Consider the following 13898-nt stretch of genomic DNA (forward strand, 5'->3'; position numbering starts at 1 on the left):
CGTAGGGTAATTAAGCTATGACAGAAGTCCTACTTAAAGAATTAACTAACAGTGACATTGATTGGATAATTACTATAGGTCATCAAAGAAAAATAGCGCCCGGCACTGTACTCATTCAAGAAGGGGCTGTTAATTACTTACATATCCTACTAGATGGGATTTTAACAGTTACTGCTGCTGAACCTGATAACAATCCTCTAACTCGTGCGTTTGCAGCCATAGAAGGTATTGAAAATCCCAGTCGAGAAATTGCAAGATTATCTAGTGGCGAGGTAGTCGGAGATGTCCCCTTTATTAGTACTCGCCTTACAACTACAACCGTTAAGGCTGTAGAAAAGTCATTGGTTTTGTCAATTCCTCAACAAGAATTAGCAGCAAAGTTGCAGCAAGATGTTGGTTTTGCATCGCGCTTTTATCGAGTGATCGCCATTATGCTCTCAGATAGAATACAAAGCATCATCAATCAACTTGGTCGTAGTAATATAGCGCAAGGGCAACCACTAAAGGATGTGTTGTTTGTATTAGGAAAATTGCATGATAGTGACATCGATTGGATGATGGCTTGTGGAACTCAGCACAGAATTGCTGCTAATACCGTACTCATTCATCAACAAGGGCCTGTGGATGCACTGTATATCCTACTAACTGGAATCATGTCACTCTCTGTTTCCGATGATGAGCGCAATCCTTTAGCTCGTGCTTTTGCTGCTATAGAGGACAGCGAAGTGAAAAATCGAGAGATAGCAAAATTATCGAGAGGTGAAATCATGGGAGAAACACCCTTTATTGATAGTCGCTTACCTGCTGCAACTATTAAGGCTATTGAAGAATCAATAGTTTTGTCTATTTCACGACAGCAAGTAGCGGCAAAGTTGCAGCAAGATATCGGATTTGCATCTCGTTTTTATCAAGTGATTGCCACTTTACTTTCTAATAAATTTCAAGGAATGCTCAGTCGCCTTGGTTATAGTAGACGCATTTATAGTCAAGGTCAGCCACTGGATGAAAATATTGAATATGAAGATGAACTAGATTCCAGTGCTTTGGATCGTATGGCGTTGGCTGGAAAAAGATTTGAATGGATGCAGGAACGGTTAAGAATAAGTTAAATTTCTCTGTACTGCCTAGTTTTAAATCAATGGCGGCTGGAAGCGATTTTAGCAATCATTTCTGCCGCCAGTCTCGCTCAAGCTGCAAATTTAGAACGAGAAACAGAAAATAATAATAGTTTCACATAAAATTTTTGTATTGTATTCAAATATATCTTAATCTACTCTAATAATACCAAACCATAAATCTTCTCTGCCTCTGCGACTCTGCGTGATATTTTTAAATATCATTCAGCAACACTAAAATATTTTTTTTAAACAAATTGCCAAGACGCAGAGAGAGTAGAGATAAAAATAAAGAGGGTTTTTACCAAATAAGTTAAAAATAATATTTATAAATTATTAAAGTGAAGGTAAATGTTAGATCAAAAAAGTAACTTATTCCGCAAAGAATCACTCGAACGATTATCTTCTCCTGAAAGACTAGACCAGCTGATGCAGGTGGTCAGTCCTAAAAGTTGGCTACCTTTAGTTGCTTTGGGTTCGCTAGTGGGAGTAGGCCTTGTCTGGAGTATCTACGGACGCATCCCCATCACCGTTGAAGGTCGAGGGGTAATGATTTACCCAAGCAGAGTTGTACCTCTGCAATCAATGAGTTCAGGGCAGTTGCTTGCTCTGAATATCAAAGTTGGGGATGTTGTTAAAAAGGGGCAAGTGTTAGCAACCATTGACCAAGTTGATCTGCGTAAGCAATTACAATTAGCGCAAGCCAAATTAGCCCAACTAAAAGAACAGGACCACAATTCTAGCTTGATCCAAATTCAGCGTCAGCAGCTGGACACAAAAGCAATTGAAGAACAACGCCTCACTCTTCAGCAAAGGCTCAAGATTATGCAGGATTTGACACCTGTGCTAAAAGAAAAAGGACTTGTATCAATAGAACGCGATCGCGTCAATTTAGAGCGACGCTTGCAGATACTCCAAGAGCTGCTTCCTACTTATCAAAAGAGGCTAGAAAACCGTCAGAGATTGTTGCAAGCGGGAGCGATTCCTGATGATGTGGTGTTAGAAGCACAGCAGCAATACGACAATGCCCGTGCCAGTATTGATGAAGCTGAATCTCACTTGAAGCAATTAGATCTTAAGGAAGCAGATGCACAACAACAATACCTCTCAAATCTGAATGAAATCAAAAATATCCAAGCTCAGTTGCAAGAACAGAACAGTAAGGTAGCTAGTCTAGCTCAAGAAGACTTGCAAACTACAACTATCCGAAAAAATGAGATTCAAGAAATCAAGCGGGAGATTGCTAAACTCGAATTGCAACTAGGGACTAACAGCCAGATTGTTAGCCAACATAATGGACGCATTTTAGAAATTACTGTTACGCCTGGACAAGTTGTTAATGCAGGGACCCGGTTAGGAAGTATAGATGAAGAGAATTCATCTAGCAAACTGGTGAGCATAACGTATTTCCCCATTGCAGAGGGGAAAAAAATTCAATCAGGGATGACAGTTCAAATTACTCCTCAAATCGTTAAACGAGAGCGCTTTGGTGGCATGGTAGGAACTATTACCAGTGTTTCACCATTTCCCATCACCAAGGAAGGAGCTATTAATTTGGTGGGTAATCCAGAAGTAGTAGCAGGTTTAATGTCTCAAAAACAAGAAGGAGTAATGCAAGTATTTGCTGACTTAGAGCCAGATTCCTCTACTTTTAGCGGTTACAAATGGTCTTCTTCTATAGGACCACAACTAAAAATTTCCTCTGGAACTACTACTGTGGTTCGAGTCAAGGTAGAAGAACGCGCTCCCCTCACGTATGTTTTACCTATTCTGAGGTCTTTCAGTGGTATCAACTAATCCAACTTTAGTAAAACCGATTAATCCTTTGCAGCCCTTACAAAAACTGCTGCAAAGCAGAAGCAAGGGGCGCGTCAAGACTCCAACGCTCCTGCAAATGGAGGCTGTGGAATGTGGTGCTGCTGCTTTAGGAATTATTTTAGGTTACTATGGTCGGATTGTACCCTTGCCAGAACTGCGTCGAGCGTGTGGTGTTTCTCGTGATGGTAGTAAGGCCTCTAACATGCTCAAGGCTGCCAAAAGCTACGGACTCCAAGCAAAAGGCTTCAAAAAGGAACTAAAGCAACTGCAAGACCTGCGCCCTCCTCATATTGTGTTTTGGAACTTCAATCATTTTCTAGTAGTGGAGGGATTTAGCTCGTCTCGTGTTTATCTTAATGACCCCGCTACTGGCCCGCGTCATCTGTCTTTACAAGAGTTTGACGAGGGGTATACTGGAGTGGTGCTGGTGATGGAACCAAGCGCAGAATTTACGAAAGGTGGCCGTAAACCCAGCATGATCTCATCGTTGTGGAAACGATTGCAAGGTTCTGCTGGTGCTTTAGTTTATTGCCTAATAGCGGGATTTTTCTTGACTATCATTGGGCTGGCGATACCTGTATTTAGCCAGATTTTTGTAGACGAGATTTTGGTTGAACAACGGCAACACTGGTTGCGTCCCCTGATTTTGGCAATGGCGATCACAGCCGGACTCCAGGGGTGGCTAACGCTACTACGGTTACGATATCTGCGTCGCTTGAAGATTAAGTTGGCTGTCGGGATGTCAAGCCGCTTTCTCTGGCATATTCTGCGTTTACCTGTTAGCTTTTACGCCCAACGCTTTGCCGGAGAAATCAGTAACCGTACCAGTCTCAACGACCAAGTTGCTGATGTCCTTTCAGGAAGTTTGGCGACTACTGTCATTGATGCGGTGATGGTGATTTTTTACGCGCTGATCATGTTTCAGTATGATTGGGTACTGACCTTGGTGGTAGTTAGTTTTGCTGCTATTAACGTCTTAACTTTACAGTGGATTTCTCGACAGCGCGTAGATGCTAATCAGCGATTGATACAAGAATATGGTAAAGCTGCTGGCGCAGCGATCGCTGCTCTCCAAAGTATAGAAACCCTCAAAGCATCAGGATTAGAGTCAGATTTTTTTTCTCGGTGGTCAGGTTACTACACTAAAGCTCTCAATTCTCAGCAAGAATTGGGCGTAACAAATCAAACATTTTCAGTATTGCCTACCCTCTTATCTGCTCTTTCTTCGATGCTTCTGTTAGTTGTAGGTGGTTTACGAGTAATGGATGGACACCTCAGTATTGGAATGCTCATAGCTTTTCAAGGTTTAATGCAGAGTTTCGAGGAACCTGTGAACAATCTCGTCAACTTCGGCAGTTCCTTACAAGAACTTGAGGGTAACTTGATTCGTCTGGATGATGTCCTAGACAACCCGACAGATCCGCAATTGGAAAAGAGAAGACGGGGAGCAGAGGGGCATGGGAGCCAGTGCGTTGCGGAGGTTCCCTCCGTTGTAGCAACTGGCGTGGGCAGGGGAGCAGGGGAAGTAAATTCTTCCTCATCTCTTCTGCCCAGATTACAGGGGTATGTTGAGTTGCGGAACATTTCATTTGGCTATAGTCCCCTTGAACCTCCCTTAATTGAAAACTTTAACCTGTCAATAAAACCTGGACAGCGAGTAGCCTTGGTAGGTGGAAGCGGTTCTGGTAAGTCTACCGTTGCCAAAATTATTAGTGGGCTTTACGAACCTTGCACAGGAGAAATTCTCTTTGATGGTAAACCCAGAGAGCAAATTCCCCATGAATTACTCACTAATTCTGTTGCAATGGTGGAGCAAGATATCTTGCTATTTAGTGGCACTGTTAGGGAAAACTTGACCCTCTGGGATGCCACGATCGCAGATAAAAATTTGATCCGTGCTTGTAAAGATGCTGCTATTGATGATGTGATTCTCTCAATGTCTGGAGGATACGACGCAGAACTGATAGAAGGGGCTGCTAATTTAAGTGGAGGTCAACGACAAAGATTAGAAATTGCCCGTGCATTTGTGAATAACCCTTCAATACTTGTCATGGATGAAGCTACCAGCGCCCTAGATGTAGAGACGGAAAAAAACATTGACGAGAATTTGCGGCGACGGGGATGTACTTGCATTATTGTCGCACACCGATTAAGTACGATTCGGGACTGTGATGAAATCATCGTCCTGGAACGCGGAAAGGTAGTGCAAAGAGGTACTCATAAACAATTGTGGGAAATTGAGGGTGTGTACTCGCGGTTAATCTGCACTGAAGGGGAAGCTTTGCAGGAAGGGTAAGGGAGCAGGGGAGATAAAATTCCTAACCACTGACAAAATAATTATGATGATACAAGGGCAACTTTACCAAGTTACAGGCAATGAGCCGATACTGCTGGACGATCCTCACAAAGTTTGGGTAATTCAGTCTGGCGCGATCGCATTGTTTGCTGTCACAGTTAAAGATGGTGTTCTCGAAGGTACTCGCCGTTATTTATGCAGTTGTAGTGTGGGGGAGGCTCTTTTTGGCACGGCTAATCAGCACCGCCAAATTTTAGCAGTACCAGTTGGAGAAACAGAAGTACTACAACTCCATCAGGAATGTTTCAGTGAATTAGTAGCTAATGCAAATGCAAAAGCGATGCCTACGGCGAGCTTTGCTAACGCTTGGGTAGAAAATTGGCTTGGGCAACTTGGTAGTATATGCCAGTTTGCCACACCAGTAATTCAAGTGAGGGCTTCTGAACAGGCAAGATTTTCTTTGAACGCTGGTCAGACTTTCCAGCCAGAAGCGGGTGTTGTTTGTTGGGTACAGCTTCAGGAAGGGACTGTCCGCTTTTTAGGGTTTGAGGATTTGACTTTGACAAGCGCAGCAGGAACTTTTTGCCTCAGCGATAAAATCTGGCTAGAAGTTGTGGATGGGGTTCAACTTACCACTCTACCTACTTCAGAAATCTGTAATTCGGATACTCTCCTTTTAGGGCTGTCGCAGTTTAATACTCAACTTTTATACTCTATTGACCTTTTAGATCAGCAAGAAACGGAGGATGAACTACAAAGGTTACGCGATCGCCAACGTCTCAATCGCCAAGTTACAGCAGAGGCTTTAGGGGAGCTAGCATCGACTCTAAATTATCAAGACGGAGACTTTTTCCTAGAAGGCACACCTTTGTTAGTTGCTGCTGGTGCGGTAGGAAAAGCTTCGGGGGTGAAAATTTGCCCTCCTGCTCGCTCGGAGAATATGAAGCGGGTTAAAGAACCTTTGGAAGCAATTGTCCGGGCTTCGCGCATTCGGATGCGGCGGGTGTTGTTGCGGGATAATTGGTGGGAAAAGGATTCTGGACCTCTAGTAGCCTACACCAAGCAGGACAATCGACCAGTTGCACTGTTACCGATATCTGCAACTAGCTATGAAATATTTGACCCAGTTGAGCAGACTCGCTTAAGAGTAGATGAAAGTAGAGCCGCAGCGCTGGCTCCTGTTGCTTATATGTTTTATCGGTCTTTGCCCGATAAGGCACTCAAAGCTTTAGACTTACTCCAGTTCGCATTTAAAGGACAAGGAAGAGAACTGCTTGCTATTTTATTGACTGGCATTACCGTAACATTACTAGGTATGCTCACACCCCAAGCAACTGCAATTCTCATGGACAACGCAATTCCAGATAGCGATAGGGGACTATTGCTACAAGTTGGATTAGGCTTGCTAGTTGCAGCTTTGGGGACAGCTGTATTTCAGCTAACTCAAGGTTTTGCTATTCTGCGAATGGAAACGGCTTCTGACGCTTCTACTCAAGCAGGTGTGTGGGATCGGTTGCTTAATCTTCCTGTATCCTTTTTTCGTCAATACACAACAGGTGACCTTCAATCTCGCGTATCATCGATTACTACGATTCGTCGTCAACTCAGCGGCAAAACCCTAATAAATCTGATTACCAGTCTGTTCGCACTATTTTACTTAGGACAGTTGTTTTACTACAACTTCAAATTAGCCTTAGTTGCTGTTGCTGTTGCAGTAGTTGCGATCGTTGTTACTAGCCTCTCTGGTGTACTCCTCCTGCGTAAGGTGCGTCCACTGCTGGAATTGCAGGGAGATATTTTTGGACAGACTGTACAGTTAATCAACGGAATTTCTAAACTGCATGTTGCTGGTGCTGAGGATCGTGCCTTCGCTTCTTGGAGTAAAAACTACTCTCGGCAAGTCAAACTTGAACTCAGTACACAGCAAGTTGAAGACTTTGTGGCACTTTTTAATACCTTGATGCCCACACTGACTTCTGGAATACTTTTTTGGTTTACCATTAGTTTGTTTGAAGAAGCTCAGACTTCAGGAGGTATCGGACTATCTCTTGGTACTTTCCTGGCTTTCAACGCAGCCTTTGGCAACTTTATTAGAGGAGCCACAGACCTAAGCAATACAGTTACTGATGTTTTACAAGTTGTTCCTCAATGGCAACGCACCCAGCCAATTTTGGCAACCATACCGGAAGTGGATCTCAGCAAAGCCGATCCAGGCAAGCTCGTCGGCAGAATTGTTGTGGATCATGTAACATTTCGCTACCGCAGTGATGGAGCGCTGACGTTGGATGATGTGAGTATCTCTGTGGAGCCTGGGGAATTTATTGCTTTTGTTGGGGGATCTGGAAGTGGTAAATCGACAATATTCCGCTTACTACTAGGCTTTGAAACTCCTGAATCTGGTACTGTTTACTACGATGGTCAAGATTTATCTGGTTTAGATGTAGACGCTGTACGCCGACAGTTGGGTGTGGTTTTGCAAGGTGGGCAACTGACAGCCGCTTCGATTTTCGATAATATTGCTGGTGGCGCTCAAATTACTCTAGATGAAGCCTGGGAAGCTGCACGGATGTCTGGCTTTGCTGACGATATCGCAACCATGCCAATGGAAATGCATACAGTGATTAATGAAGGGGGTGGCAATCTTTCTGGAGGACAACGACAGCGGTTATTGATTGCTCGTGCTTTGGCATTAAAACCCCGTATTTTGTTATTCGATGAGGCTACTAGTGCGCTCGATAACCGAACCCAGGCAATTGTTAGTGAAAGTTTAGATAAATTACAAGTTACCAGAATAGCGATCGCTCACCGACTTAGTACAATCCGCAATGCTCATCGCATCTATGTACTTCAAGCAGGCCGGGTTGTACAACGAGGAACTTTTCAGGAGTTAGCTGCTGTTGAGGGGCTGTTTTCCCAGTTAATGGCTCGGCAAATGGCGTAGTTATATCAATCCCAGGGATAAAGTTTTTCAGCACGGCTAAGTCCTCACAGCGTTATCATTGCACTATGCTGCCGAAAAAGGAGATGTCAGTCATGTTTGCTCTTATTTCTCCAGACAAGACTCAATTACCTCCTGGTGCTGTAGTACGCCTACCTGCTACTTGGCAAGAGTACCAGCAGTTATGCGAACAACGGGGAGATGGGTCAATTCCACGTATAAAATTCCGTAGTGGAGAAGTATTGCTGATGTCCCCATTACCAGTACACGGTCGAGATGCCCATTTACTGGCCAACATTGTGACTGCGCTATTAGATCACGATGAGCGAGAATATGATGCGTTTACACCAGTCACCATGAGCTTACCCCAAGAAAGCGGTATTGAGCCAGATTATTGCTTTTATATCGACAACTGGCAAGCTGTATCAGGGAAAAAGCGTATCGATTGGCAACAAGACCCACCTCCCGATTTAGTGATCGAAATTGATGTCACCAGTTATTCTGATGTCAAAGATTATCTCCCATATCGTATTCCTGAAGTTTGGTTATTTAGAAATCAGCAATTATTGATTCATCAACTACAAGGTGAAGATTATAAACTACAAACCCACAGCCGCTATTTTCCTGACTTTGATTTGTTAAGTGCGATTGCTCGTTGTGTAGAAATTGCTTATGAGCGCAATACCAGTGCCGCTATCCGTGATCTTAAACGAAGCTTACCACCAAGCCACTAAGTAGCTTGGCAGTAATCCTCAAGAATACCGCCAGAAGCTCTTGGGCAGAGACTTGAGACTGACGGTTTGCGGTTCAGGTTTCGATACTTCTGTAGTTTGTGGAACCGTTGCAGAAATGGGTGATAATAATGAGTTAAGGATTTGTTTCTGGTGGTCGATATCCTCAACTGTTCTGTAAACCCTGGTAGGATCTATCTGCATTCCCAAGGGTGTCGGAACGATTTGCAAATATTCATTGAGAGCAGCAATATACCCCTCATGAAAATTTCTCACTGCAAGGCAAGGGCGCATGATATCTAGTAGTCGTATCGCACGTCTGATTTCAGAAACATTGCGACTACCGTCCATCTCAGATTGGCTTTCCTGATAGCCCTTAGCTTTCTTTTCAGCTACCAACTGATAATATTTGAAAATTGCCTGTTGATTACTTGTTAAAGAATGTACTTTCGTTTGAGAAGAATATCCAACTCTGCCCCATTCGACAGTCAATTGATTACCTTCGACTTTCGCTGACCAAAATTTGTTACTGTTGCGAACAGCATCTACAAATACGAGATATGTTTCCATTATTTTGATAGTTTAATTAACAGGTGAACACTAAAGCTAGGGTGTAGGGGTTAGGGTGTAGGGTGTAGTGCTGAAGACAGTAAAATTTTAGTTGCGCTATTGGAGTTCAACATCTTCTTATTTCCCTACACCCCACACCCCACACCCTTCTTGCTTAATGATTCACCACAGCTTGGGCATTGCCCCACCGTATTTGATGTTGCAATGCTTCTAGCAGAGTTTCAGCTTCATTAATCGTTAATCTTTCTAGTTGATTACAAACATCAAACAAATCTTGTGGGAGAGAATCTGCAATCACCAACTCATACAACGCATTTTCCAATGCTGTCGTAACTAAGTAATCAGTTGGGTTTTGTTCTTCCTGCATGAAAACATAAGTAGACAAAGTTATACGAAGTAAAAGTTTCGTTTCTCTATCTAACTTTTCTAAATATGCTCCGTACTTTTCAACCAATTTATCAATACGGTTGGTTTGCCCGTAATATGTTACTAAGTCTGACATAGGATTTGCCTCTACTTTTCTAACCAATCTTCCCGAAAAATTTTTACTTGCCGTTGTTTTTTATGGCTTTGATAAGCTATCAACACACTCACAAAAAAGCCACTGCATTCAACTATTTGGATGACTTCGCCTTTTGTCCAGCACCGTTCGCTATCGTTCCAAAACTTAATTGTGTTACCTACCTTATAAGTGGCTATTTTGGTGCTAATCGACTGAACATTTGTGAATGCAGGTAGTTTGTCCTGCATTATTCACCATCCTTGTTAAGTGTTACTATTTAATAATTCCCAACAAGCATCTCTCTTATCAGATTCAGTAAGATTTTGATTCTTCAGGACTTCCACCAGCTTATTTCCTGCTTCTATCTGTTGAGGTGTATGCTCAATCTGTGGAATGAATTGCGGGTTATCTTTGTCTATCCGGTCTTGGCTGAGTTGCATAAAACTGTTCTAATTATTTGTCATTAGTTTTTCGCGTAGCGTTGTTTCCAGCAACCAAAAAAAACAAGCAATCGCCTCCGCTAAATTGCAAAGGCGATTCCTTAATCAATTCAAATTAAAACGAGAAGTTCTCAACGACTTAGCAGCCTTTACCGACACAGCACTAGAAGCAGCCCTGGCAGTTTTCGCCCACGTCTGCATACGTTCGACAGCCGCCGCATCTTGGACAGCAAGTGGTGTGATGGTTTGCCGACACGCTTCTAAATCACCAAGCGTTACTTTTTGCGGTCGCCCTTCGTCAAATGCCAGTAGTGCAGATTCGGCTGCAAGGGTTTCTAATTCTGCCCCAGAAAACTTTGCGGTGTTGGCTGCGATCGCCTCCAAATATTCATCCTCAACGCTGATACCGAATCGCTCCAGGTGAATCCTCAGAATCTGCGCTCGTTCAGGTTCAGACGGCAAATCGACAAGAAAATTTTCGTCAAAGCGGCCTTTCCTCTTGAGTTCACTTGGTAACGCTGACGGGTCGTTGCACGTTGCCACAACGAATACACCACATTGTGATTCGGACATAAACGTGAGGATATTGCCCAGGATTCTTTGTGAAACTCCAGAGCTATCACCCTGTCCTGATAAGGCTTTTTCGATTTCGTCAAGCCATAGGACACACGGTGCGATCGCTTCGGCAGTTTTCAAAGCCCTACGGACATTCCCTTCAGATTCCCCAACCAGTGAACCCAACATTGATGCAATATCAAGCTGGAGTAGTGGTAAATTGAGAATATTAGCGATGTTTTTAGCGCAATGGGTCTTACCCGTTCCGGGTGGGCCAGCTAGTAGCACACCTTTAGGCCGTGGTAACGAGAGCGATCGCGCTTCTTGTGTGAACAGTCGCCGCCGCCGAGTCAACCACTCGCGCAAGTTATCGAGTCCCCCAAAGGGAATTGTTGCAGGTTTCCCCAACTCGATGCCCATTTGAGACAGCAGCCGGGTTTTGTACTCGACCACCTTGGCAATAACGCTGGCATCAATAGTAATGCCATTGCTGCTCAAACTCTCTTTGACCGTGAGCCTCAGAAAATCGCTGATTTCTTCCAGCGTTAGCCCTAAAGCTGCCCTAGCAAGAGTTTCTTTGTTGTCGTCCGACAGCAAGATTCGGAATGAAACTTCCTGTTCGGAGGCTGATTCCTTCAAATACTGCAAATAGGAATCAAGATGCTCCTGGACTTGTTCTACAGTTGGCAGTGGTACTTCACCGTAGGGAATTAGCCTCACCAGAGACTCATGCAACTCAATGTTTTGACCCAGGAAGATAATACGTTTTTCTGTGGGTTTGAGCCGGTGGTACAGGTTTTTGACTCTGGTGAGGATTTCCCAGGATAACTGCGGCGAGTTCTTTCCCACAAAGGGATGCACATCACCCAGGATGAAAACACCCACACCATCAAAATTGTTGATGTACTCAAAGATGTACAACAACGGATCTGAGTGGGCAGGACGCTTGTACTCTGGTACTGGCTTAAATACTAATCCACCATCATCAGCAATCAGGCATTGCTCTAAACTCGATACTCCCAGATTCCAGAAGAACACCGGACTTTCGAGTTTCTCTTGTGCCTGGGTTGTGAGCCACTGGATGATGGTGGCTTCTTCCGGGGCAAGCACCTCTAACGCAACGATAGGGATTTGAGAATCCAGGGTGCTGAAAATGTTATTTAGGTTCATTTTGTTTATACGGTAACGGAGATAGTTCTTCGTGGGTAGTTGCTATCTGAACAACCACTTCATAAAAATCGGCATCGCCGCAAAAAACCTCTGCTACTCCGCCTTGCTCTGGATATGCGATCGCCGAGGCAATAGTATTCAGCAGCACACACAACCCTTCAGCATTCCCCTTGATGATCACGGGTTGATGTGATTTTTGCTGTGCGTAAATATGGATAAACGGATATTCTTGTGGTAATTCATTCATTGCTGTAGGGGGAACTCTTGATTCCCCCTGCTCTTTCCTATTGGCGTAATCGTGTTTGGTGATTAGAATTAGCCCTTAATTGTTGGGTTTGGGCTTCGTCTTTGAAAGTGCGATTGCCCTCCACAACACCCAACGCCTCCTCAAAAGGCTGCGTCGCTTCCAGGCAAGATAGCCCTTCAAAACCCTCAGCTTCTACCTTTACTTGACCAGTTTGACTATCGAAATGTATCAGTATTGAGCGTTCCATTTTTATCTCCGTGCGTACTGTTTTACTTCCTGGTGTCCGGCAAATGTTAGCCGTAGGGTTTGTACTGATCCTTTGGTTTCTTCGCTGATAGTGCATTCGCCAAACTTTTCGCGTAATTCTTCAGTTTTGGCTAATACCATGCGTTTGCCATAGGTTTGCATTAGCTGGTGGCTAAAGAAGTTTTCACCCAGTCGAGGCTCTGTTTCATACTCATCGTGTATAACATCATACACACCGCTATTTTGATTCCACCGAAAACCAATGTCTGCACGGGCTTTAATTGTTTTCCCCTTAACAATGATTTCTGCACTTTGCTCATCGACATCCCCGTAAAATCCCGTTAACGGCTGCGGTGTTTCGTAGAACTGTGGCTGGAGTTCTAAGTCTTTTAAGGCTTGCACTAAACAATCACGATTGGTTAGCTTTGTTCTAACTTGTGTAAAATGTGACATAAATTATCTCCTTAATGCTTGAGTTGGCAGTGATACACGGACAGTAGTGACCGAACCATTTGTAACGGTTTCCACTACTTCACCACCGATTTGCGTAGCAAGTTTTGGTAAGTACAAGTTAATGTATTGTGCTTGCAATCTCGTTAAAAACTGTGGCCCTAGCCCCAGTCCTTTCTGCGCTTGCCCGTGGCGTTGGTCAAATTCGGAAATGATACATTCGTAGTCAGTACCGTTCCTGTAAAAACCTAAGTCATTACTTGAGGGACTGATTTGATTTCTTGGCACAACTATGTGAGCTACTTCTTGACGTTTATCTCCATGCCATCCGTACAGATTCACTGGCTTGTCGTGAAGCATGGGAAAGAAGCCGAATCTCTGCAATGCTTCGACCAAACACGACTGGTCTTTGAATTTGACTGCGATTTTTGAAAAGTGCGACATATTTGTAAAATTTGAGAAATGCTAGTAGTGCGATGTTCTTTGCAAGGTGTTAATGTGGATATCGCACTTTTAACCAGAGTATTGGTGATTTAAGTCAAGGGCGGTTCACCTTCGCCCTTGACCGTTTCTAACGGAACTTGAACGACTTAACAGTGGCTTGAGTTAACCCAACGTCACCACTCGCCAGCTTTTGCAGATTTCGCTGCTCATCCAGTAACTTGGAGTAGATTGCATCCACTTTCGTCTGGAGTTGCGATCGCCCTTCTGAACTTAAATTTTTCTGGGTAATCGCTGGCTCGTTGACAATGGAGTCTAGATGCTCCCTTAACGGGTGACAAGGCAGTTGAAGATGAGATGTGGCAACAATTTGAGAAAA

14 protein-coding genes and 1 pseudogene are annotated in these 13898 nt (G+C 43.8%); 5 read left to right on the forward strand and 10 right to left on the reverse strand.

Annotated elements, in window-relative coordinates:
• Positions 1 to 17: 17 nt before the first annotated feature.
• From ACM0OS_RS14625 to ACM0OS_RS14645, 5 genes are all read left to right on the forward strand, one after another.
• Complete coding sequence (locus ACM0OS_RS14625) at positions 18 to 1109, forward strand: cyclic nucleotide-binding domain-containing protein (RefSeq protein WP_414543915.1); 1092 nt, start codon at positions 18 to 20, stop codon at positions 1107 to 1109.
• Positions 1110 to 1466: 357 nt separating this feature from the next.
• Entirely contained in the window at positions 1467 to 2912 is a 1446-nt protein-coding gene (locus ACM0OS_RS14630) for an NHLP bacteriocin system secretion protein (RefSeq protein ID WP_414543916.1), read from the forward strand.
• Positions 2899 to 5229: an NHLP family bacteriocin export ABC transporter peptidase/permease/ATPase subunit gene (locus tag ACM0OS_RS14635; protein ID WP_414543917.1), complete on the forward strand. Its 2331-nt coding sequence runs from the start codon at positions 2899 to 2901 to the stop codon at positions 5227 to 5229. The genes ACM0OS_RS14630 and ACM0OS_RS14635 overlap by 14 nt, the downstream gene beginning before the upstream one ends.
• A gap of 43 nt (positions 5230 to 5272) precedes the next feature.
• Positions 5273 to 8170, forward strand: coding sequence for an NHLP bacteriocin export ABC transporter permease/ATPase subunit (locus ACM0OS_RS14640; RefSeq protein ID WP_414543918.1), 2898 nt, complete (start codon positions 5273 to 5275; stop codon positions 8168 to 8170).
• 92 nt (positions 8171 to 8262) lie between these two features.
• Complete coding sequence (locus tag ACM0OS_RS14645; RefSeq protein WP_414543919.1) at positions 8263 to 8901, forward strand: Uma2 family endonuclease; 639 nt, start codon at positions 8263 to 8265, stop codon at positions 8899 to 8901.
• Positions 8902 to 8919: 18 nt separating this feature from the next.
• Here ACM0OS_RS14645 and ACM0OS_RS14650 read toward each other — a convergent pair whose 3' ends face one another.
• From ACM0OS_RS14650 to ACM0OS_RS14695, 10 genes and pseudogenes are all read right to left on the reverse strand, one after another.
• Positions 8920 to 9468 (reverse strand): WGR domain-containing protein, encoded by a 549-nt coding sequence (locus ACM0OS_RS14650; protein WP_414543920.1) that lies wholly within the window; start codon positions 9466 to 9468, stop codon positions 8920 to 8922.
• Positions 9469 to 9622: 154 nt separating this feature from the next.
• Positions 9623 to 9970: a hypothetical protein gene (locus ACM0OS_RS14655; RefSeq protein WP_414543921.1), complete on the reverse strand. Its 348-nt coding sequence runs from the start codon at positions 9968 to 9970 to the stop codon at positions 9623 to 9625.
• Positions 9971 to 9981: 11 nt separating this feature from the next.
• Positions 9982 to 10218 carry a hypothetical protein gene (locus ACM0OS_RS14660; protein WP_414543922.1) on the reverse strand — a complete coding sequence of 79 codons (237 nt, stop codon included), beginning with the start codon at positions 10216 to 10218 and terminating at the stop codon, positions 9982 to 9984.
• A 15-nt stretch (positions 10219 to 10233) separates the two neighbouring features.
• Positions 10234 to 10410: a hypothetical protein gene (locus tag ACM0OS_RS14665; protein WP_414543923.1), complete on the reverse strand. Its 177-nt coding sequence runs from the start codon at positions 10408 to 10410 to the stop codon at positions 10234 to 10236.
• 105 nt (positions 10411 to 10515) lie between these two features.
• The gene (locus ACM0OS_RS14670; RefSeq protein ID WP_414543924.1) at positions 10516 to 12135 is read right to left on the reverse strand and encodes an AAA family ATPase; all 1620 of its coding nucleotides are present in this window, start codon (positions 12133 to 12135) and stop codon (positions 10516 to 10518) included.
• Positions 12122 to 12382, reverse strand: coding sequence for a hypothetical protein (locus ACM0OS_RS14675; RefSeq protein ID WP_414543925.1), 261 nt, complete (start codon positions 12380 to 12382; stop codon positions 12122 to 12124). Before ACM0OS_RS14675 ends, ACM0OS_RS14670 begins: the two co-directional genes overlap by 14 nt.
• A gap of 37 nt (positions 12383 to 12419) precedes the next feature.
• Positions 12420 to 12629, reverse strand: a complete 210-nt coding sequence (locus tag ACM0OS_RS14680) for a DUF2997 domain-containing protein (protein WP_414543926.1) — start codon at positions 12627 to 12629, stop codon at positions 12420 to 12422.
• Positions 12630 to 12631: 2 nt separating this feature from the next.
• Complete coding sequence (locus tag ACM0OS_RS14685; protein WP_414543927.1) at positions 12632 to 13081, reverse strand: DUF1257 domain-containing protein; 450 nt, start codon at positions 13079 to 13081, stop codon at positions 12632 to 12634.
• 3 nt (positions 13082 to 13084) lie between these two features.
• Positions 13085 to 13522, reverse strand: coding sequence for a DUF1257 domain-containing protein (locus tag ACM0OS_RS14690; RefSeq protein ID WP_414543928.1), 438 nt, complete (start codon positions 13520 to 13522; stop codon positions 13085 to 13087).
• Between the two features lie 127 nt (positions 13523 to 13649).
• Positions 13650 to 13898 (reverse strand): annotated as a pseudogene (locus ACM0OS_RS14695) (hypothetical protein); the annotation flags it as partial.

Origin of the sequence: Nostoc sp. CCY0012 (assembly GCF_963920855.1) — a bacterium.
Taxonomy (GTDB): Bacteria; Cyanobacteriota; Cyanobacteriia; order Cyanobacteriales; family Nostocaceae; genus Cyanocohniella.

Bases quoted from the DNA above. Each gene is read 5' to 3' on its own strand.
- ACM0OS_RS14630 (WP_414543916.1), top strand. From the start codon at position 1,467: ATGTTAGATCAAAAAAGTAACTTATTCCGCAAAGAATCACTCGAACGA.
- ACM0OS_RS14685 (WP_414543927.1), bottom strand. From the start codon at position 13,081: ATGTCACATTTTACACAAGTTAGAACAAAGCTAACCAATCGTGATTGT.
- ACM0OS_RS14670 (WP_414543924.1), bottom strand. From the start codon at position 12,135: ATGAACCTAAATAACATTTTCAGCACCCTGGATTCTCAAATCCCTATC.
- ACM0OS_RS14650 (WP_414543920.1), bottom strand. From the start codon at position 9,468: ATGGAAACATATCTCGTATTTGTAGATGCTGTTCGCAACAGTAACAAA.
- ACM0OS_RS14645 (WP_414543919.1), top strand. From the start codon at position 8,263: ATGTTTGCTCTTATTTCTCCAGACAAGACTCAATTACCTCCTGGTGCT.
- ACM0OS_RS14680 (WP_414543926.1), bottom strand. From the start codon at position 12,629: ATGGAACGCTCAATACTGATACATTTCGATAGTCAAACTGGTCAAGTA.
- ACM0OS_RS14690 (WP_414543928.1), bottom strand. From the start codon at position 13,522: ATGTCGCACTTTTCAAAAATCGCAGTCAAATTCAAAGACCAGTCGTGT.
- ACM0OS_RS14660 (WP_414543922.1), bottom strand. From the start codon at position 10,218: ATGCAGGACAAACTACCTGCATTCACAAATGTTCAGTCGATTAGCACC.
- ACM0OS_RS14665 (WP_414543923.1), bottom strand. From the start codon at position 10,410: ATGCAACTCAGCCAAGACCGGATAGACAAAGATAACCCGCAATTCATT.
- ACM0OS_RS14675 (WP_414543925.1), bottom strand. From the start codon at position 12,382: ATGAATGAATTACCACAAGAATATCCGTTTATCCATATTTACGCACAG.
- ACM0OS_RS14655 (WP_414543921.1), bottom strand. From the start codon at position 9,970: ATGTCAGACTTAGTAACATATTACGGGCAAACCAACCGTATTGATAAA.
- ACM0OS_RS14640 (WP_414543918.1), top strand. From the start codon at position 5,273: ATGATGATACAAGGGCAACTTTACCAAGTTACAGGCAATGAGCCGATA.
- ACM0OS_RS14625 (WP_414543915.1), top strand. From the start codon at position 18: ATGACAGAAGTCCTACTTAAAGAATTAACTAACAGTGACATTGATTGG.